This is a genomic window from Nesterenkonia sp. DZ6, assembly GCF_022565835.1.
Taxonomy (GTDB): Bacteria; Actinomycetota; Actinomycetes; order Actinomycetales; family Micrococcaceae; genus Nesterenkonia.
In genome coordinates this window covers 917489-938603 of the sequence record NZ_JAJOYW010000001.1, presented here as the reverse complement: position 1 = coordinate 938603, position 21115 = coordinate 917489, and the positions used below count along the sequence as shown (strand labels likewise).

13 protein-coding genes are annotated in these 21115 nt (G+C 67.9%); 11 read left to right on the top strand and 2 right to left on the bottom strand.

Annotated elements, in window-relative coordinates; all coding sequences use genetic code 11:
• Positions 1-4: 4 nt before the first annotated feature.
• From LTH93_RS04175 to hemL, 7 genes are all read left to right on the top strand, one after another.
• Positions 5-1594 (top strand): protoporphyrinogen/coproporphyrinogen oxidase, encoded by a 1590-nt coding sequence (locus tag LTH93_RS04175; protein ID WP_241470165.1) that lies wholly within the window; start codon positions 5-7, stop codon positions 1592-1594.
• Positions 1595-1701: 107 nt separating this feature from the next.
• A complete protein-coding gene (gene hemQ / locus LTH93_RS04170; protein WP_241470164.1) occupies positions 1702-2424 on the top strand; it encodes a hydrogen peroxide-dependent heme synthase in 723 nt (240 codons plus the stop codon).
• Complete coding sequence (locus LTH93_RS04165) at positions 2421-3755, top strand: ferrochelatase (protein WP_370642661.1); 1335 nt, start codon at positions 2421-2423, stop codon at positions 3753-3755. Before hemQ ends, LTH93_RS04165 begins: the two co-directional genes overlap by 4 nt.
• Positions 3756-4775, top strand: coding sequence for a hydroxymethylbilane synthase (hemC, locus tag LTH93_RS04160; RefSeq protein ID WP_241470163.1), 1020 nt, complete (start codon positions 3756-3758; stop codon positions 4773-4775).
• Between the two features lie 11 nt (positions 4776-4786).
• Positions 4787-5599, top strand: a complete 813-nt coding sequence (locus LTH93_RS04155; RefSeq protein ID WP_241463863.1) for a uroporphyrinogen-III synthase — start codon at positions 4787-4789, stop codon at positions 5597-5599.
• Between the two features lie 108 nt (positions 5600-5707).
• A complete protein-coding gene (gene hemB / locus LTH93_RS04150; protein ID WP_241470162.1) occupies positions 5708-6838 on the top strand; it encodes a porphobilinogen synthase in 1131 nt (376 codons plus the stop codon).
• A gap of 17 nt (positions 6839-6855) precedes the next feature.
• Positions 6856-8163 carry a glutamate-1-semialdehyde 2,1-aminomutase gene (gene hemL / locus LTH93_RS04145; protein WP_241470161.1) on the top strand — a complete coding sequence of 436 codons (1308 nt, stop codon included), beginning with the start codon at positions 6856-6858 and terminating at the stop codon, positions 8161-8163.
• Positions 8164-8238: 75 nt separating this feature from the next.
• Here hemL and LTH93_RS04140 read toward each other — a convergent pair whose 3' ends face one another.
• Together LTH93_RS04140 and LTH93_RS04135 are read right to left on the bottom strand one after the other, a co-directional pair.
• Positions 8239-9279 carry a zinc-dependent alcohol dehydrogenase family protein gene (locus LTH93_RS04140; protein WP_241470160.1) on the bottom strand — a complete coding sequence of 347 codons (1041 nt, stop codon included), beginning with the start codon at positions 9277-9279 and terminating at the stop codon, positions 8239-8241.
• Positions 9280-9443: 164 nt separating this feature from the next.
• On the bottom strand, positions 9444-10229 hold the full coding sequence (locus LTH93_RS04135; RefSeq protein ID WP_241463869.1) for a 3'-5' exonuclease: 786 nt from the start codon (positions 10227-10229) through the stop codon (positions 9444-9446).
• A gap of 116 nt (positions 10230-10345) precedes the next feature.
• Here LTH93_RS04135 and LTH93_RS04130 point away from each other — a divergent pair, with 116 nt between their 5' ends.
• From LTH93_RS04130 to LTH93_RS04115, 4 genes are read left to right on the top strand one after another with little or no spacing between them, the layout of a single operon-like run.
• The gene (locus LTH93_RS04130; RefSeq protein WP_241470159.1) at positions 10346-14038 is read left to right on the top strand and encodes an ATP-dependent DNA helicase; all 3693 of its coding nucleotides are present in this window, start codon (positions 10346-10348) and stop codon (positions 14036-14038) included.
• A complete protein-coding gene (locus LTH93_RS04125; RefSeq protein WP_241470158.1) occupies positions 14035-17706 on the top strand; it encodes an ATP-dependent DNA helicase in 3672 nt (1223 codons plus the stop codon). The genes LTH93_RS04130 and LTH93_RS04125 overlap by 4 nt, the downstream gene beginning before the upstream one ends.
• 56 nt (positions 17707-17762) lie before the next feature.
• Positions 17763-18161: a (deoxy)nucleoside triphosphate pyrophosphohydrolase gene (locus LTH93_RS04120; RefSeq protein ID WP_241470157.1), complete on the top strand. Its 399-nt coding sequence runs from the start codon at positions 17763-17765 to the stop codon at positions 18159-18161.
• Entirely contained in the window at positions 18158-21109 is a 2952-nt protein-coding gene (locus tag LTH93_RS04115) for a DUF3427 domain-containing protein (RefSeq protein ID WP_241470156.1), read from the top strand. The genes LTH93_RS04120 and LTH93_RS04115 overlap by 4 nt, the downstream gene beginning before the upstream one ends.
• Positions 21110-21115 lie beyond the last annotated feature (6 nt).

Sequence of the window (21115 nt, the reverse complement as noted above, 5' to 3'; positions counted from 1 at the left end):
CTGAATGAACGCCCAGATCAACGCTTCGTTGAGTGAACCCGTCAACGCACAGGTCAGCGCCCCGGTGAGCGAACGGTCGAGCGCCCCGGCCTCGCCGCCCCATGTCGCCGTGGTCGGCGGGGGCATCGCCGGGCTGATCGCCGCCTGGGATCTGGCCCGCGCCGGCGCCACGGTGGAGATCTTCGAGGCCGATGACCGGCTGGGCGGGGCGATCGGCGCCCACGTCATGGGGGGCGTCGCCTACGACGCCGGAGCTGAGGCCTTCGCGACCCGCTCACCCGTGGTGCCCCGGCTGCTCAAGGAGCTCGGCCTGGACGAGCAGGTGGTCGCCCCGCAGCATTCCGCGGCGTGGCTGCAGCTGCCTGATCTTGCCGCTCCGCTGCCGGCCACCGGAATCCTCGGAATCCCGGCCGATCCGCTGTCCCCGGACGTGGTGGCCATCCTCGGAGAGGCCGAAGCTCGCCGCGCCGCCGAGGATCTCACTGCTTCCATGGAGAACTGGGCCGAGGCCCATGAGGCTCGGGCCGGGCAGATCACCCTCGGCGAGGTGGTCCGGGACCGGATGGGCCAGGCCGCGCTGGATCGGCTGGTCACCCCGATCGTGTCGGGGGTGCATTCGGCTGACCCCGACGACCTGGACATGAACAACGCCGCCCCCGGACTCTTCGAGGCGATGCTGCGCGAGGGCTCGCTGGCCCGCGCGGTGGCGCTGGTGAAGTCCAAGGCCCCTCCCGGCTCGGCGGTGAACTCGCTGCACGGGGGACTCAACCGCCTCGTCGGCGCGCTCGAGGCGCAGCTGCTCCAGCTCGGCGCGGAGATCCGGCTCAACACGGAGGTCACCGACCTGGCCGCCCTGGCCGCCGGGACTGAAGCGAGTGGAGGGACACGACCGGACCACGTGATCCTCGCCCTGGACGCCCCTGCCGCTGTGCAGCTGATCTCTTCAGTGGTGGACCTGAGCGGACTGGACCTGACCGGACTGACCCCGGCCGGAGGTCCAGATGACGGCACTCAGGCCGCCGGCGCGCCGGACCCGGGCCGCGGCGTCGCCCTGGTCTCGATGATCCTCGACGCCCCCGAGCTCGACGACCACCCGCGCGGCACCGGGGTGCTGGTGGCGCCGCAGGTGAGGGACATCGCCGCCAAGGCGATGACGCACATCAGCTCCAAATGGGAATGGGCGGACACCGCCGTCACCCACGCCCACGGACCCGGTCACCACGTGGTGCGCCTCTCCTATGGACGGGTGGGGCAGACCCACCAGGACGCGCTCGGCGCTGAGTCCAGCGACGAGGCGCTGCTGCAGGCCGCCGCCGTCGACGTCGGTGCGCTCTTCGGGCTGCCGATCGAACCCGAGCAGATACTCGAGGCCAGCGTGATCCGCTGGCGCAAGGCGCTTCCGCAGAGCTCCGCCGGGCACGCCGAACGGATCGCCGCGCTGCGCGAGCGGCTGGCTGATGCCTCCGGCGGGGCGGCAGCGGGGGAGCAGCCGGGGCTCCATATGATCGGCGCCTGGTTCGCCGGCACCGGACTGGCCCGGGTGGTGCCCGACGCCCGCGCGGCGGCCGCAGCGATCCTCAGCGTCCGCTCCTGAGCCGTCCGTCACTTTTTTCGACGTCATGTAGAAAACCGTGGAAGTCCGGGCGATAAGCTGGATGCGGGACATCGTCACCTGAGGTCCCGCACGGACGATCAATGCTGATGGAGGCATCTGTGAGCTACGGCAGCAACGCCCAGCGCACGCCCGAAGAGGTCAACACCTCGGGCAAAGACTGGTTCACCCTCTACACCGTCTTCGCGCGGACCGGACCCGCTCCGCAGGGCGCCGACGTGGAGGTCGAGTTCGACCAGCTTGCCGGAGCGTTCGCCGAGCAGGAGGTCAGCTTCCGCGGCACCTACGACGTCTCCGCCATGCGCGACGAGGCCGACATCCTCACCTGGGTCACCGGCCCCTCGGCCGAGGACCTGCAGGCCGCGGTGCGCCGCATCCGCCGCACCGCGATGTTCTCGCAGACCCGGATCGCGTTCTCCGCCATGGGCGTGCACCGCACCGCCGAGTTCGCCCGCAGCCACGTCCCGGCCTATGCCCTCGGGGTGCCGCCGGAGGACTGGCTGGTCATCTACCCGTTCAACCGCTCCTATGACTGGTACCTGCTGGACCCGGCCAAGCGCGGGAAGATGCTGCGCGAGCACGGAATGCTCGGCCAGGAGTTCCCCTCGGTGCTGGCCAACACCACCTCGGCCTTCGCGCTGAACGACTGGGAGTGGCTGCTCGCGCTGGAGGCGCCGAAGCTCACCGATCTGGTCGACATGATGCGCAAGCTGCGCGAGTCCGAGACCCGCTATCACGTACGCGATGAGATTCCCTTCTACACCGGACGCCGCCTGAAGGCCGCGTCGGAGATCGCTGAGGTTCTGCTGTGACGATCACCCCCGACAACACCGAATCGGCCGAGAACACCGACTCAGCCGGGAACGCCGGACCGGCGCACCCGACCGAGACCTCCGATCACCCCACCGAGGCGCAGGCCGCCTCGGCAGTCGCGGACTCCTCCCAGGCCACGCCCACCCCGGGCACCGAGACCAGCCCCGACGCCGCCGAGGCGCCGGCTCCGCTTCCGGTGGACTATGCCGAGGGTTCCACCAAGGACCAGCCGGGCAACTATGACGCGATCCTGCTCGCCTCCTTCGGCGGCCCCGAGGGTCAGGATGACGTGCTCCCATTTCTGCGCAACGTCACCCGAGGTCGCGGCATCCCGGATGAGCGGCTCGAAGAGGTCGCCACGCACTACCGCGCCAACGGCGGGATCAGCCCGATCAACCAGCAGAACCGGGACCTCAAGGGGGCGCTGGAGGCCGAGGTCGCCGCCCGGCAGCTGAACATCCCGATCTACTGGGGCAACCGCAACTGGAACCCCTTCTTCACCGAGACCTTCCGCGAGATGCACGCTGCCGGACACCGCCGGATCCTGGCGCTGGTCACCTCCGCGTACAACGGCTATTCCTCCTGCGGGCAGTACCGCGAGGACTTCTCACTCACCCTGGATGAGACCGGGCTGCGCGAGGAGATGAGCGTGGTGAAGGTTCGTCAGTTCTTCATGGACAAGGCGTTCATCGACCCGTTCAAGGACGCCCTGGCCGCCGGCATCGCCGATGTCCGGGCGCAGCTCGAGCAGGCCGGCAAGGCCGAGGCGAAGCCGAAGATCGTCTTCGTCACCCACTCCATCCCCAGCCGCAACGCCGAGGCCATGGGCCCGGACCGGGTGATCGAGGAATACGGCACCGACGTCTACTCGGCCGAGCACCTCGCCGTCGCGCGCCACCTGATGGCCAGCGTCGAAGAGGCCGAGGGCCTGGAGCACTCACTGACCTTCCAGTCCCGATCCGGCAGCCCGAAGACCCCGTGGCTGGAGCCCGACATCAACGACGCCATCACCGAAGACGCCGAGGCCGGCGTCGCCGGTGTGGTGGTGATGCCCATCGGCTTCGTCTCCGATCACATGGAGGTGCTCTGGGACCTCGACACCGAGGCCAAGGACACCGCCGCGGAGCTCGGCCTGGCCTACCACCGCGCCGCGACCCCTGGCATCCAGGAGAAGTTCGTCTCCGGACTGGTCGACGTGCTCAGCGAGTACCTGCAGGGCGTCAACGGTGAACCCGTCGGCTTCGGCGAGCAGGTCGTGCCCGGCAAGTGGTCCGGCATCTGTGGTCCCTGCAACTGCACCCGCTTCCGCAAAGATGTCGCAAGGAGCTAGATGCCCACCTTCACCGTAGGCACCCGCGGCAGCAAGCTCGCACTGACCCAGACGACGACGGCGGCCGAGGCGCTCGCCTCCCACGCCGACGCCGGATATGAGCTCATCACGGTCAAGACCGAGGGTGACATCCTCACCGGGCCGCTCGCGCAGATGGGCGGCACCGGAGTGTTCGCCTCCGCGCTGCGCCAGGCGCTGTTCGACAAGACCTGTGATGTGGCCGTGCACTCGCTCAAGGACCTGCCGGCCAAGGATCTCGAGGGGCTTGCGATCGCCTCGGTGCCTTCTCGCGAAGACGTGCGCGATGCGCTGTGCTCCGCCGATGACGTCCCGCTGGCCCAGCTGCCGCAGGGCGCGAAGGTCGGCACCGGCTCCCCGCGCCGGGCCGCACAGCTGCGCGCCGCCCGACCTGATCTGGAGATCGTGGACATCCGCGGCAACGTCGGCACCCGGCTGGCCCGGGTCCGCGGCCATGGGTCTGCGGCCGAGGCCTCACCGCAGGCACCGAATGCCGCCCGGGGTGACCTGGACGCCGTCGTGCTCGCCGGGGCGGGGCTGAAGCGGCTCGGCCTGGAGCACCACATCGCCGAGCTGATCCCCACCGACGTCATGCTCCCCGCCCCCGGACAGGGAGCCCTGGCCGTGGAGGTCCGCGCCGAGGATGCCGAGCCCACGGCGCCGCTCGGCATGGCGCTGGCGCTCTATGACGACATCCCGGCCCGGCTGGAGACCTCCGCCGAACGGGGACTGCTGGCGAAGCTCAACGCCGGCTGCTCGGCGCCGATCGGCGGGCTCGCCCGCTATGACGACAATCCCGACGGCGGCGCCACACTGCGGCTGGACTCGGTGATCTGCGCGCCCGACGGCACCAAGGTGCAGCGCGCCGGGGCCGAGATCTCGATCGAGGCCGGGGCTGATCGTCGGGTTTCGGTGGACCGGGCGATCCAGCTCGGCACTCATGTCGCCGAGCAGCTGCTCGCCGAGGACTTCGGGCTGTTGCAGCACGTCGTGGATTCCTAGAAGCTGGCACCATGCGCATCGCCCTGACCCGAGACCCCGCACAGGCGGGCCCGCTGGAGGCAGGGCTGCGCGCCGCCGGACTGCAGGTCCAGTTCCTGCCGGTCACCGAACAGCGACTGCCCGCCGACACCACCGAGCTGACGACGGCGCTCGAGCGGCTCTCACACGGCGACTTCGCGTGGGTGCTGTTCACCAGCGCCAACACCGTCCGGGCCCTGGTCAAGCTGGGCTGGGACGGCACCGTTCCGGCACAGGGACGCGTCGGCGTCGTCGGCCCCGGCACTGCCCGGGTGCTGCGCACGCTGACCGGCATCACCTCCCCATGGATGCCTGAGGCGGAGAAGAGTGCGGCCGGGATGATCCAGGAGATCCCCGAGCCGGCCCCGGGTGCGAACACGGAGCTGCTGCTGCCGCAGTCGGCCCAGGCCCGGTCCCAGCTGCGCGACGGTCTCAGCGCCATCGGCTGGCAGGTCACCCAGGTCAGCGCCTATGAGACCGACTGCCTGGTGGTCGACGGAGCGCTCGCGCCCGGCGACTCGGACCGGCGGCTGCTCCCGCAGCCCGCCCGCGAAGACCTCCTGGACCTCGATCAGCTCGCCGCGGACCTGCGCCGCGACCGGCTGACCCACGTGGACCCCACGGTTCTGCTGGTCACCAGCTCCTCGGCCGCCGACGGACTCGCGGACCTCGGGGTCCCGGAGCGGGTCCGGCTGCTGGCCATCGGCCGGCCCACCGCCAAGACCCTCTCTCGCCGCGGCATCCCCGCCGCCAGTGTTCTCTCTGAGCCGAGCGCCGACGCTGTGATGGCCGCCCTGGGTCGCTGAGAACTAGACTGACCGGCGGCGACACGCTTGAGCTGGACCGGCTGCGCAGTGACGCGCCGCCAGCCCGAGCGCACCGACCGTCATCCCCCTGATCACCAGGAGTCGAACGTGAGTTTCCCCGAACAGCGCCCCCGCCGGCTGCGCCGCAGCCCCGCCATGCGCCGGATGGTGGCCGAGACCCGGCTGCACCCGGCCGACCTGATCCTGCCGGTCTTCGTCCGCGAGGGCCTCACCGAACCGGTGCCGATCAGCTCCATGCCGGGAGTGGTGCAGCACACCGAAGCCTCCCTGCTCACCGCCGCCGAAGAGGCCCGCGACCTCGGCCTGGCCGGGATCATGCTCTTCGGCATCCCCACCACCCGCGACGCCCAGGGCAGCGCCGGCCTGGACCCGCAAGGCATCCTCAACCGCTCCATCCGCGCTGTGAAGGACCGGGTCGGCGAGGACCTGGTCGTGATGAGCGACCTGTGCCTGGACGAGTTCACCGATCACGGGCACTGCGGGCTCGTCGACGAGGCCGGCGAGGTGGACAACGACGCCACCCTGGAGGTCTACGCCGAGATGGGCGTGGCCCAGGCCGAGGCGGGCGCCGACGTCGTCGCACCCTCGGGCATGATGGACGGCCAGGTCGCGGTGATCCGCCAGGCCCTGGACGAGGCCGGACACCAGCACGTGCCGATCCTCGCCTACGCCGCGAAATACGCCTCCGGCTTCTACGGCCCGTTCCGCGAGGCCGTGGACTCCCAGCTGAAGGGTGACCGCAAGCAGTACCAGATGGACGCTCCGAACCGCACCGAGGCGCTGCGCGAGGTCGAGCTGGATCTCGCCGAAGGCGCGGACATGGTGATGGTCAAGCCTGCCAGCGCCTACCTCGACATCCTCTCCGACACCGCCGCGATCAGCGACGTCCCGGTCTCGGCCTACCAGGTCTCCGGGGAGTACGCGATGATCGAGGCCGCCGCCGCCAACGGGTGGATCGACCGGCGCACCGTGATCACCGAATCGCTGATCGCGATCCGCCGCGCGGGCGCCACCAACGTGCTGACCTACTACGCCGCCGAGGTGGCCGGATGGCTGCGCGAGGAGCTGGCCGGGTCACGCGGGAGTGCCTCGGCGTCCAGTGCGCAGACGCCGCCGAGCGCGCCCGCGCACCCGCCGATCGAGCCCCGTCGGCCCACAGCCTCGACCCGCCCTGCCGACCAACCCCGCACCGACGCCGGCTTCCCGCCGGTCAGCTGAAAGGACCCTCCTCCGCGATGACCACGAACCAGGAACTCTTCGACACCGCCCGCGAGCTCATGCCCGGGGGAGTGAACTCCCCGGTCCGCGCCTTCGGCTCGGTGGGAGGAACCCCTGCGTTCATGGTCTCCGCCGACGGGCCCTACCTGCGCGACGCCGAGGGCACCGAGTACGTGGACCTCGTCGGGTCCTGGGGGCCGGCGCTGCTGGGGCACAGGCATCCTGCGGTGATCGCCGCCGTGCACGCCGCGGTGGACGCCGGACTCGGCTTCGGCACCTCCCACCCCTCCGAGGCGCGGCTCGCCGAACTGGTCCGCGGCCGGGTCCCCGGGGCGCAGATGATCCGGATGGTCTCCACCGGCACCGAAGCCACCATGACCGCGATCCGGCTGGCCCGCGGGGTCACCGGTCGCAACATCGTGGTGAAGTTCGCCGGCTGCTATCACGGGCACTCCGACGGGCTGCTCGCCGCCGCCGGCTCCGGGGTCGCCACGCTCGGGCTGCCCGGATCCGCGGGGGTCACCGAGGCGCAGGCCTCGGAGACCATCGTGGTGGAGTACAACGACCGCGCCGGACTGGAAGCCGTCTTCGCCGAACACGGCGAGCGCATCGCCGCGGTGATCACCGAGGCCACCCCGGCCAACATGGGCGTGGTGGTCCCGGAAGAGGGCTTCAACGCGTTCATCCGGGAGATCACCCAGCGCCACGGGGCACTGATGATCTTCGACGAGGTGATGACCGGATTCCGGATCACCGAGGCCGGCTACTGGGGCGCCTCCGGGCGCGTGGAAGGCTGGGAGCCGGACCTGTTCACCTTCGGCAAGGTCATCGGCGGCGGGCTGCCCACCGCCGCGCTGGCCGGGCGCCGCGAGATCATGGAACACCTCGCGCCCACCGGACCGGTCTATCACGCCGGCACGCTGTCGGGGAACCCTGTCGCGATGGCCGCCGGGGTGGCCACCCTGGAGCACGCCACCGCCGGGGTCTACGGGCACGTGGATTCCAAGGCGCAGGTCGTGGCCGACGCACTCACGGCTGCGCTGCACGACGCCGGGGTGGACCATTCCCTGCAGAAGGTCGGCTCGCTGTTCTCGGTGGCCTTCGGCACCTCCGCCACCGGGGTGCACAACTACGCCCACGCCCAGGCCCAGGAGACCTTCCGCTACGGACCGTTCTTCCACGCGATGCTCGACGCCGGGGTCTACCTGCCGCCGAGCGTGTTCGAGGCGTGGTTCCTGTCCTCAGCCCACGACGACGCCGCCATCGGCCGCATCCTGGATGCGCTGCCTTCCGCCGCGAAGGCCGCCGCGCAGGCCAAGCCCTGAGAGGTCAGCCTTAAGGTTCAAGGGCCGAGGGTCACGGGTGAGACGTCAGCCTTGACCCTCGGCGGCCAGCGTTGATCACGCGAGCCTGGGGTTGATCATCGTCATCCCCGGGGTCGCGGACCGCTGCATCGCGGGCAGCAGGGTGGCCGCCTCCTCGAGCCCGACCACGCGTTCGATGAGGTCCTGCGGGCGCAGCGTGCCCTCAGCGATCAGGGCCAGCATCCCGGGGTAGTCGGTCGCGGCCATGCCGTGGCTTCCCAGCAGGTCGAGCTCCCAGGCGATGGCGCGGGCCATCGGGACCGCGGAGAGTCCGGTCTCGGTGGGCAGCAGACCGATCTGGACGTGGCGGCCGCGGCGGCGCAGGCTCAGGACCGCCGCCGCGCAGGTCTGTTCGCTGCCGACCGCGTCCACGGAGATATCGCTGCCCTCACCGGTGATCTCGCGAACCGCTGCCGGGACATCGCGCCCGTCGGCGAGGATCCCATGATCGGCGCCGAGGTCCCGGGCCGCCTGCAAGGCCTCGGGGCTGCGGTCCACCGCGATCACCTGGGCGCCGATCGCCTTGGCGATCATCACCGCGCTCAGCCCCACACCTCCGGCGCCCACCACGGTGACCCATTCCCCGGCGCGCACACCGGCTCGGGCGGTCAGCGCCCGGTAGGCGGTGGCGAACCGGCAGCCCAGCGCGGCCGCGGCCTCGAAGGAGACACCCTCGGGGATGGCCACCAGGTTCGTGTCGGCGGCGTGGAGAGCGACGTGTTCGGCAAAGGAACCTGCGTGGGTGAAGCCGGGCTGCTGCTGATCGGGACACACCTGGGCGTTGCCGGAGCGGCACCAGTCGCAGGCCCCGCAGCCGCACACGAAGGGCACCGTCACGCGGTCGCCCACGTGCCAGTTCCGCACCCCAGGGTCCACCGCGGAGATGACCCCGGCGAGCTCATGACCGGGCACATGGGGGAGGGTGAGCTTCTCGTGTCCGGCCCAGGCATGCCAGTCGCTGCCACACAGGCCGGTCGCATGGACCTCCACGACGACCCCGCCTGCGGGCGGGGCGGGGTCGGGCACGTCCCGGACGTCCAGGGGCCCTGCGATCTCATCCATCACCATTGCGCGCATGAGGATGGATCTTACCTGTGCGCCCGGCACCGTCACGTGCCTGCACCGTTTGGGCACTGACGGGTGGAACGCTACAGTCTTTCGCCGGTCGTTCCACCCTTCGAGTCAGGAAGGTCCGCCCTCAACAACACCATCGGTGACGTCGGAGGAGGTCGCCTCGGCGTTCACACCGGCCATGCCGGACTGACCACGGCGTCGGGACGGGTGCGGCGCAGATACTCCTGCAGGTCCGCCGACTGCCCGACCTTCCATCCGGCCTGGAGCCGGTGCAGCTCGGGCGCCGGGATCTGCAGCTGCGGGAAGCGCTGCGCCTGCGCGCAGGCCACCTCTACCGCGGCCCAGGCGTCCGGGGTCGCCGAGTGGGCGGCGTCGAGCTCGACCTCATAGTGCAGGCACATCTGGCTCAGCGTGCGTTTTCCGCGACGGTACTTGTCCACCTGCTTGTCGATCACCAGCGGGTCGATGACCCCGACCGGCTCGGTGAACTCCACCCCATGGCGCAGCGCCTCCTGCTGCAAGACAGTGAAGTCATAGGGAGCGTTCATCACCACCACGGCGCTGCCGGCGGCGAACTCCTGCGCCAGCGCGGTGGTGATCTGGGCGACCGCCTCAGCCGCCGGCTGCCCGTTGGCCTGGGCGTATTCGGTGGAGATGCCGTGGATGGCGGTGGTCTCGGCGGGGATCTCCACCCCGGGATCCACCAGCCATTCCCGAGTGCGCACGCGCTGCGCGCCCGGACCGGCGGGCTCGACCGCACCGGCTTCAGCGCCGCTGCCGGCTGCCGTGTCGGCGCTGACCTCTGCGTCGTCGAAGATCACCAGCGCCGCGGAGACGATCCGCGCCACACGTGGATCCCGGGAGGTGGTCTCCAGGTCGAAGCCGACCCGGCGGCGGGTGTGCCAGGACTCGCTGCTGGGAGTGATCTCGAAGAGGGTGGGGGTCTCGGCCATGGCACTACGGTAGCGCGCCGGTGGGACATGACCGCGGACATCACCCTGCGCCGCCGGTGCGTGGTCGCGCTGGGTTGCGCCGTGTCATGTCCGGGGGCTCTGATTGAATGATCCCCATGGAGTTCGATCAGTCCCAGCATCAGGTGCTCGCCGCCGCCGAACGCCCCGGACATGGGCCGATCCTGAGTTTCGGTGGTCCCGGCAGCGGCAAGTCGACGCTGGCGGCGGAGCTTGCGCTGCGTCATCTCGAATCCGGACAGGACTCCTCCCGGCTGCTGCTGCTCTCACCCACCCGCGCCACCTCTGCAGTGCTGCGCGACCAGGTCGAAGCTGCCTGGGCCGCCCGGGACGCCAGTTCCCGGGGTGGGTCGATCTCGGAGCAGCCCTCCCGATCCTTCGCGTCCTACGCCTTCTGGCTGCTCGGGGAGGCTCGGCGCCGGGAGATCCTCAGCTTCACCGCGCGTCGGCCCCGGCTGCTCTCCGGAGCCGAGCAGGACAGCATCATCCGTGAGCTGTTGGCCGTGGATCCCGCCAGCGGTCTGCCGCCGATCATCTGGCCGACCTCGTTGGAGGAGGCCGCCGGCACCGATGGTTTCCGTAAGGAGATCCGTGAGCTCTTCGACCGCGCCGCCGAGTACGGGGTGTCTCCCTATCAGCTTCGCGGCCTGGCCGAGCAGTGCCGGCGCCCGGAGTGGGCGGCCGCCGCGGAGCTCTACCAGCGCTACCGTGAGGATCTCGACGCCGGGGCCAACGCCGACGCGTTCGACCCCGCGGGATTGATCAACGAGGCCTGCAACCTGCTCGAGGAGAACCCCGAGTTCCTCGCGACCGAACGAGAGCGACTGCGCCGCATCATCGTCGATGATCTGCAGGAGGCCACCCCCTCGGTGTATCGGCTGCTGCGTCTGATCGGCGCCGGCGCCGACGTGCTCGCCTTCGCCAGCCCCGAGACCGCGGTCCAGGGCTTTCGCGGCGCACGGCCGGACAAGCTGCGCAGCTGGACCGTGGCCCCGCGCCGGGTCACCGCGCAGAGCGTGTTGAGCCTGAATCCCGAGACCGACGCCGAGATCGAGGGCATCGTCCGGCGCAGCATCTCCGGGGCGATGACCCCAGATCCCCACGGCGGTCTGCCAGGGGTCGAGCCCAGCGTCATGGTGCTCGAGGGCAATCACCGGATCACCCCCGAGGTGGGCCGGGCCTACGCCCGCGCCCTGCGCCGGATCGCCCCGGCCGGACCCCAACAGCCTCGCCAGCGCTGGCTGCAGCTGCTCAGCGAGACCACCGCTGAACGGGCCGACGCGGCGCAGGGTGCTGCTGCACAGGCCTCCGCTGCGGAAACCTCCAATGGACAGCCGACGCTCGACCAGCCGCTGACGGAACAGCCCGCACCCGCGCCGGCGGACGCCGGATCCTGCGCGGTGGAGATCGTGCCCGGGGACTACCTGGCCGAGCAGTTCGTCCTGCAGGAGGTCCTGGACCGGCACCACCGACATGGGGTGCCCTTCGATCAGATCGCCGTCATCGCGCGCAACGGCGCGCTGCTGAAACGGCTGGTGCGGATGTTCCAGACCCAGGGCGTCCCGGTGCGCCAATCCATGAGCGATGTCATCCTCAACCAGGAGTCCGCGGTGGCCCCGCTGCTGCGGGTGCTGCGCCTGGTCACCGTCCAGTCCAGTCCTGCGCAAGATCCGGAGCAGGCTCCCGACCCGCTGCCCGTTCCGACGGACACCGTCGCGCTGCCCGAGGTGCTCGCACTGCTGACCAGCCGCTATGGCGAGACCGATTCGATGACGCTGCGCAGCCTGCGCCAGGTGCTGCGCAGCCAGGAGCGCCGCCGGCTGCGTGCAGACGCAGACCCCGCCGAACCGCGCAGCTCCGACGAGCTGCTTGTCGCCGCCGCGAACAATGCGGCCGACCCGGTCTTTGAGGCGGTCCGCACTCAGTCGCGCTTCCAACACCTGACCCGCGGACTGGAGCGGGTGGCCGCCATGCTCGCCGCCGGGCACGCCGCCGCCGGGCCCTCCAGCGGACCCGAGGAGCTGCTCTGGGAGATCTGGAACGCCGCCGACGTCAGCCGCCACTGGGCCGGGCTGACCCGCTGGTCCAGCGCCGAGGGACGCCGCGCCGACCATGATCTCGATGCGGTCATGGCGCTCTTCCAGGCTGCCGAACGTTTCTCCGACCAGAACCCCGGGGCCTCCGCGATCGCGTTCGTGGACCACATCGAACGCCTCGAACTCCCCATGGACACCCTGGCCAAGACCTCCGCCGTCGATGCGGCGATCGAAGTCCTGACCCCGGCCAGCGCGGCAGGTCGGGAGTTTGACACCGTCATCCTGACCGGGCTCCAGGAAGGGGCCTGGCCGAACCTCAACCCACGCGGACAGCTGCTGGGCAGCGGTCACCTGGTGGACGTCGTCGAAGGTCGCGCCGACGCCTCCGCCCAGTCGCTGCTGGTCAAACGGATGAACGTGCTCCAGGACGAGTACCGGCTCTTCGCCTCCGCGGTCTCCCGAGCCAAGAACCGTCTCTACGCGGTGGCCGTGCACGCCCAGGAGGAGAGCCCCTCAATGCTCCTGGACCTCGTGGTGCCTCCAGGGGAGCGCGAAGCCCGCAGCGGCGCCATCCCTCGCCCGATCACCGCCCACCGGCTGATCGCCGAGCTGCGCCGGCACCTGGAGATCAGCATCCAGGCCGAGCTCGACGACGACCCCGCGGATTCCCCCAAACACAGTGACGATGCCGCCCTTCTCACCGAGCCCAGCATCGATGAGACCACTGAGACTCAGCGCCGGGCAGCGGCCCGGGCGCTCGCGGTCCTCGCTGAGGGCGGACTCATCGGCGCGGAGCCGAACACCTGGTGGGGGCTGCCCGAGCTCAGCACCACCGCACCGCTGCTCGAGGCTGAGGACACCGTGAGGGTCTCCCCGTCCTCGGTGCAGAGCGCCATCGATTCACCGCTGCAATGGTTCACCGGCGCCGCCGGAGGCGTCGAGGCCACCGATTTCAGCCGGATGCTCGGATCCCTGATCCACGAGATCGCCGAGCACCACCCGGCCGAGACCGACCGCGAGGTGCTCACGGCCGAGCTCGACGCACGCTGGGACAGCCTGGGACGCGAGGAGGGCTGGGAGACCGAGAAGGACCGCTCCCGTGCCCGGGTCATGCTCAAGAAGCTCGCGGGCTACTTCGGCCACGTCGAAGGCCAAGGCCGCCAGGTCATCGCCCGCGAGCTGCAGGTCGAAGCCAGCCTGGAGATCCCACTGCCGCCGGAAGAAACCGGTGGTCCGGTGCAGACTCGATCCGTGCTGATCCGCGGCGTGATCGACCGCGTGGAACGCACCGAGGCCGGCGAGCTCTTCGTCATCGACCTCAAGACCGGCCGGCACAAACCCGCTCAGATCGAGATCCCCACCCACGGGCAGCTCGGTTCCTATCAGCTGCTGGTCGCGCTTGGGGCGGTGGACCGCGCCCTGCAGGACGCGGAGGAAGGGCCAACTCCAGAGACGGCCGACGAGAAGCGCCCCGACCCCGATGCCGACGTGGAAGCCGTTCAGCCCAACCCCGCGCCGTCACCGGGCAGAGGTGCCGCGCTGCTGCATGTCGGGACCACCGTGTCGAAGACCGACCTTCAAGAACAGCCCCCGCTCGGACCGGAGGACACCTGGCCGCTGGAACAGCTGACCCAGGCCGCCCAAGTGATGAGCGGCCGCGTGTTCTCCGCCTACCACTCCCCGAATCAACAGCGCTGCCTGGTCGGATCGCTCTGCCCGCTCTGCGAGAACACGAAACAGGTGACCCAGCCATGATGACCCTGGAGACCATGCGCTACAGCGCCCGAGACATCGCCGACGCGCTCCAGCGAGACACCCCCGCCCAGGACCGGCATTACCCCACCGCCGAACAGCAGGCCGTCATCGAATCCGGTTTGGACCCCATGCTCGTCGTCGCAGGCGCCGGCTCTGGCAAGACCGCCACCATGGCGGACCGGGTCGTCTGGCTGGTCGCCAACGGTATCGTGCGCCCGGACCAGATCCTCGGCGTGACCTTCACCAAGAAGGCCGCCGGGGAGCTGCGCGAGCGGATCACACGGAAGCTCGAGCAGCTGCTCGAGGCGGAGCTGATCTCCCCGGCCGATGTGGTGCCCGTGGAGGTCTCCGACACCGTGGAACACGCGGACATCTCCGAGCTGCTCGCCCCGGCGGTCTCCACCTATCACTCCTATGCGAACACGCTGGTGACCGAATACGGTCTGCAGATCGGACTGGAACCGGAGACCCAGCTCATCGGGGAGGCCAAGGCCTGGCAGCTGGTGCACCGGCTGGTCAGCGCCTATGACCGCGCCGAGGTGCTGGTGGAGGCCGAACAGTCGGCCGGGAGCCTCGCCGGATATGTGATGCGTCTGGCGGGGGACTGCGCCGAGCATCTGCAGTCCCCGGACGCGGTGGAAGCGCACCTCGACGTCGAACTGGCCCGGGTGGACGCCTGGCAGGAAGCCGGCGCGGCCTTGAGCAAGGACCAGACCTCATTGGTCCGCGCGCTGCGGGTGCGCCGCGAGATGGCCGAGCTGGTCCGCCGCTACCAGGAGAAGAAGCTCACCGAGGGGCTCATGGACTACGGGGACCTGCTGCGCTTCGCCGCGCAGATCGCCCAGGACGTCCCCAGTGCAGGGGAGTCCGAGCGGGAGAAGTACAAGGTGGTGCTCCTCGATGAGTTCCAGGACACCTCCTACGCGCAGCTCGCGCTCTTCAGCAGCCTCTACGGCGCCAGCGGCTCCGGCGGCGGGATGGGCCACGCGGTCACCGCCGTGGGAGACCCCAACCAGTCCATCTACGGGTTCCGCGGCGCCTCCGCCGGTCAGCTCTTCGACTTCCCCCAGTCCTTCCCCGCGGTGGACCCTGCCTCAGGCCAGCGCCGGCCCGCAGCACTGCTGCAGCTCACCATCGCCTGGCGCAACGGAGAGCGGATCCTCGATGTCGCCAACCGGCTGGTGACTCCCTTCGCCCCAGACGCTGCAGACTCCCTGGACAAGCCGTGGCGCGCGCACAACGCGCACCTGCGCGGGCAGCTCAAACCGCTGAGCCCACCTGACGGCGCCCACACAGCCACCGTGCGCTACGGCTGGTACACCTCAGACATCGAGGAGTCCCAGGCGATCACCGAACAGCTCAGCGCCGCGCTTCAGCCCGACCCGCAGCGCGACCCGCATCGGGAGGCCCCGAGCTGTGCCGTGCTGGCCCGGACCCGGGCCCAGCTGGAGACCATCGCCGAACAGCTGCGCCTCGCAGGACTGGACTACGAGCTGGTCGGACTCTCCGGGCTGCTGAGCACCTCGGAGGTGGCCGAAGTACTCGCCTACCTGCGGGTCATCGCCGACCCCGGCCGCTCCGACGCGCTGATCCGGATCCTCGCCGGAGCCCGCTACCGGATCGGGCCCCGCGACCTGCTGCAGCTGCAGCGCTCAGCCCGCGACCTCGAGGGGCTGCGGCTGCGCGCGCCGATCTCCGAGCGTCACGAGGGCAGCGCACAGTCGGGGGAGGGGGTGACCGACGCCGAGGACCGGTACGAGTCCACCGAACTCGAGATGGACGAACGCGCCTCACTGGTCGAAGCGTTGGAACGGCTCAAGGACTCCCCGGACCATGCCGAGCAGCTCGGCCTGTCCGCCGAGGGGCACCGCCGGCTGCTGCTGGCCAAGGAACAGATCCGCCGGCTGCGCCAGTGGGCCACCCTGGACCTGGGCGTGCTGATCCAGCGCATCGTCAGCGACACCGGCCTCGACATCGAAGTTGCGGCCCGGCCGTGGGAGGAGCAGCACTACGCCGCCCGCCAGCTCGACGCGCTGATCGACCAGGCCGAGAGCTACGCGGCCACCGAGACCACTCCGGACCTGCGCAGCTTCCTGGACTGGCTGGACGCCGCCGAGGAGAAGGAACGCGGCCTGGAACAGGCCGATGTCGAACCGACCCCCGGCGCGATCCAGCTGATGACCATCCATGCGTCCAAGGGACTCGAATGGGACGTGGTCGCCGTGGCCGGTCTGCGCGAGGACAAGTTCCCCAGCGCGAAGGCCGACCGCTGGACCGGCAGCAACGGCATGCTCCCGGCCCGACTGCGCGGAGATCGCCGCAGCATCCCGCAGTGGGAGTCCGAACAGCCTGATCTGCGCTCCTGGGCAGTGTCGGCCGGGGTGGGCGGCTGGAAGCAGTTCGCCGAAGACAACCGGGTCTTCACCGATGACGTGAAGGACTTCAGCCGAGAGGAAGAACGGCGGCTGGCGTACGTCGCGGTGACGCGGGCGAAGAAGCTGCTGCTGTGTACCGGCGCCTGCTTCTACGGCACCTCCGCCGGCAAGGAGCCCTCGGAGTTTCTCGAGGAGATCCGCGAGGTGGCCGATGGCTTCGGCGACGCCTCGGCTGCGTTGGAGTGGGCAGAGGTCATCGATATGAAGAACAACCCGGTGGGCAATGACCTCTTCGGCGCCCAGTGGCCCTATGACCCGCTGGCTCCGCTGCCGATGGGGCGCTACCGGCGACAGGTCGCAGAGGGCGAGCAGACCACGCTGCCCCAGATCAACACGGTGGAGTCACCGAAGGTGCAGCCCGGTCGCCGGGCCGCGCTGACCCGGGCCGCCCAGCTGGTGGAACAAGCCATCACCGACCGCGCGCAGTCTCGCGCGACGTCGGCAGAAGCTGGTGCGGCGGCGCTGCCGCTGACTCCGTGGGAACAAGAGGCCGAATGGGTCGTGGACCGTGCGCGCGAGCAGCAGCGCGGCACCGGAAAACCTCATTTCCCGGCGCACATCAGCGTCTCCAGCGTGGTGGGCATGGCCCGCAACGCCGAGTCTATGGCCGAGTTCGCCCGGCGTCCCGTGCCGGTGAAGCCCTCACAGGCTGCACGCCGCGGCACCGTCATGCACGAATGGATCGAAGAGTTCTACGAGACCCGGAGCAGGCTGCCCGGGATCGAAGAGCCGCACCGCGGCGATGAGGACCTGGACGACACCTTCGACCTCTCCACGGTCAAGGAACGGTTCACCCAGACCGAATGGGCGCAGCGACGCCTATACGCAGCGGAGATCCCGGTCGAGACATCCCTGGACGGTGTCGTGGTCCGCGGCCGGATCGACGCCATCTTTGGGAAGGACGACGCCGGCCAGGACCTTACCGCTGCTGACTTCGAGCGCTGGGAGCTGAAGTCAGCGGAGGACCGGAATGCTCAGATGCAGCAGTGCAGCTGGGACCTGGTCGACTGGAAGACCGGCATGGTGCCCACCGGCAAGGACCTTCGCGAGAAGCAGATCCAGCTGGCGGTCTACCGGTTGGCCTTCCACCGGCTCTATGGGGTGTCGCTGGAAAAGATCGGAGCATCCTTCTTCTACGTGGAGCATGGCGTGACGGTGCCTGGGACGGATCTTCCGGAGGAGGAAGCGCTGAGGCAGTACATCTACGCGGCTCGGCAACACTTCGGGGGATGAACGGAAAATTTCAATAGGATGATCAGACTACTGTGGATGGTAATTAGTGGGGTTGCGTGAAAAGGGAAATCAGCGTTGTAGGCGCAGTGATCGTCGATGACGGGAAGATACTCTGCGCCCAGCGGGGTCCAAACGGTAGCTTGCCTGACATGTGGGAGTTTCCAGGCGGGAAGATCGAGTCTAGCGAAACTCCACGTGAAGCCCTTCAGCGTGAAATCAGCGAAGAACTTGAGTGCACTGTCGAGGTGGGCGATGAGGTCACCACCACGACCTATGAGTATGACTTTGGTGTCGTCACCCTGACGACTTTCTTTTGTGAGCTCACGTCGGGAACACCGCGGCTGACAGAACACGCTGACGTGATTTGGCTCAGCCCGAGTGACCTCGGAGTCCTCAGGTGGGCGCCCGCTGACATCCCAGCGATCGAGATCATCCGAGGAGCCCTCACCTCATGAGCGCTCGCCCCGATCTGTTCTACGCGGAGAATCAACTAGCGCGCGACATCAATCGAGGGTTCATTAGCGCGGACGGCACAGTGTTGGGGAGATACTCTCCGGAACTGGTTCTGAATGATCGTCAAAGAGGAAGCACTGTCCTGCGGACCATTCGGGAGCAACTCCGCCTGAGTCGTTCGTTCTTCTTCTCAGTTGCCTTTGTTACCCCTGGCGCGTTGGCGATGCTAAAACAAGATTTGCTCGACTTTGACGGCCATGGACGGATCGTCACCTCCAATTACCTGAACTTCAACGCTCCCAACACTTTCGAGGACCTCCTGCACTTGAAGGAGCTTGGGATCGACGTGGAAGTGGGGCTCCACAGGTCCCGGGCATTCCATCCCAAGGGGTACGTGTTTCAGCATCACAAGAGCGTGACGGCCCTTGTAGGAAGTGCGAATCTCACAGAATCCGCGTTGACTCGAAACCACGAGTGGAACATGAAGGTTTCTGCAGGCCCGAACAGTGAGCTGGCCGCCCAGCTTTCCACCCTTGTGGCCAACGAGTTCGCTTCTACGAGTCCCCTCAGTTCCGCCTGGATCGAGGTATACCGCAAGACGTTCGACGCAAAAAAAGTGCAGGCGCGATCCACCTCTCGGATCGACCCTCGTGCAGACGAGGAACCAACGGATTCTGAAACCACCGACGCTGGTCGCACGGAGGTTCAGCCCAACGCTATGCAAACTAAGGCGCTGGAGGCCATTGAAGCCATGAGAGTGGCCGGGCATGATCGAGCACTCGTCATCTCGGCGACAGGGACGGGCAAGACCATCTTGTCCGCCTTGGATGTACGGGCCGCTTCTCCCCGAAGGCTGCTGTTCGTCGCGCACCGTGAACAAATCCTTGACAAGGCGATCGACGAATACAAACGCGTTCTGGGTGGACCCAGCGATGACTACGGCAAGCTCGCCGGCAACGTCAAGCAACTCGACAGGCGGTACGTGTTCGCCACCGTCCAGTCGCTCGCCAAACCAGACGCCCTGCGACAGCTGTCGCCCACCGACTTCGACTACCTGCTCATCGACGAAGTGCATCGCGCCGGGGCGGCGTCATATCGCCGCGTCCTCGATTACCTCAACCCAGAGTTCGCGCTCGGTATGACCGCAACCCCGGAGCGCAACGATGGGACGGACGTTTACGAGCTCTTCAATTACAACGTTGCCTACGAGATTCGACTCGATGATGCACTAGAGGCAGACATGCTCAGTCCTTTTCACTACTTCGGTGTTCCTGACGCCGTCTTCCACGACGGCTCAACAGTGTCTGACCGCACTGAGTTGCACCGACTCTCTGGAGCAGAGCGGGCATTGCACATTATTGATGCCATCAATAAGTACTCCCAGCAAGGCGTTCCAACCCGTGGTCTCATGTTCTGTAGCCGGAAGGATGAGGCCCATGCTCTCTCGGCAGAGTTGAACCTGCGTTCCATCAGCGGTCACTACTTGCGAACTGCCGCGTTGACCGGCGAGGACTCGATCGAGACGCGCGAGAACGCTGTGAGGCAGTTGGAACTGGGGAAGCTCGACTATCTACTCACTGTCGACATCTTCAACGAGGGAGTTGATATTCCGTCCATCAACCAAGTCATCATGCTGCGACAGACGCAGTCAGCAATTGTATTCGTTCAACAACTCGGCAGAGGTTTAAGAAAAGCTCCAGATAAAGATTACCTAACTGTCATCGACTTCATCGGAAATTATGCGAATAATTACCTTATTCCCATCGCTCTTTTCGGGGACAAGTCCATGAATAAAGAGTCTCTGCGAAAAAACCTCAATGCCGCCGAGGAGGGTGGCGTCCTGCCTGGGATGTCGAGTGTTCGGTTTGACGAAATTGCACGGGAGCGAGTGCTTCGGTCAATCGCCGACGCCAAGATGGACCATCTGCGTCGTCTACGGGAAGAAATCGAGTTGCTCCAACAGCGACTGGGTCGGACACCCCGGCTCTGGGACTTCGTTGAGAATCGCTCCGTGGATCCGGTTGTGCTTGCCACTCGTCTTGAGCACTTTCCGGCACTCATGGCGAAGACGCTCAAGATTGCTCCAGGACTTACTCCGGCTGAGTCGCGTGCCCTGAGTCTGCTGTCCCATGAGGTCCTGCCAGCCAAGCGATTGCATGAGGCTCTCCTGCTGCGCGAGCTCCTGATTAGACGCGAGGTAACGGAAGACGAACTGCGCCAGCTATTCGCCGATCAGGGACTCTCGTCGGAGCCTGCCCTGCTCGACAGCGTCCAGGCGACGTTCACGCTCGAGGGCTACAACCAGGGAGATCGGAAACGCTACGACGCGCCACTCGCGGAACGCACATCCGACGGGGTCGTACGACTTCTTCCGACGGTAGCTCAGGCGTACGGAGGTGATTCCCGCTTCAGTGACTACGTGGACGATGTTCTGGAGACGGCGATACACGTCAACCAGGATTACTCGAGGGATCGTCCCTTCACACCCGGCATGAGGTACTCGCGTCGAGACGTGGCCCGCTTGCTGGGCTGGGACCGGACAAACGCATCGACAATGTATGGCTACCGCACGAATGTGAATTCTGGTCACTGCCCCATCTTTGTGACTTTGCACAAGGATGACGAAGTTGAGGAAAGCATTGCCTACGAGGACGAGTTGATCGACCCTAGTGTCATGCGGTGGTTCACCCGTCGTCAACTCACTCTGGCCAGCGGAGAGGTGCGTCCCATAGTCGAGAATTCTGTGGAACTGCACGTCTTCGTGAAGAGGGATAATGCCGATGGGATTGAGTTCTTTTACCTTGGTCAAGCGACATCAGAAGATGCCGAAGAAAAAACCATGGCGGACAAGCGAGGGAACCAACTGCCCGTCGTCCGGATGATGTTGCGCTTCAGTGAACCGGTGCCACGCAGCCTCTACGACTACTTCCACCCCACACTGACCGCTTAGACCCCG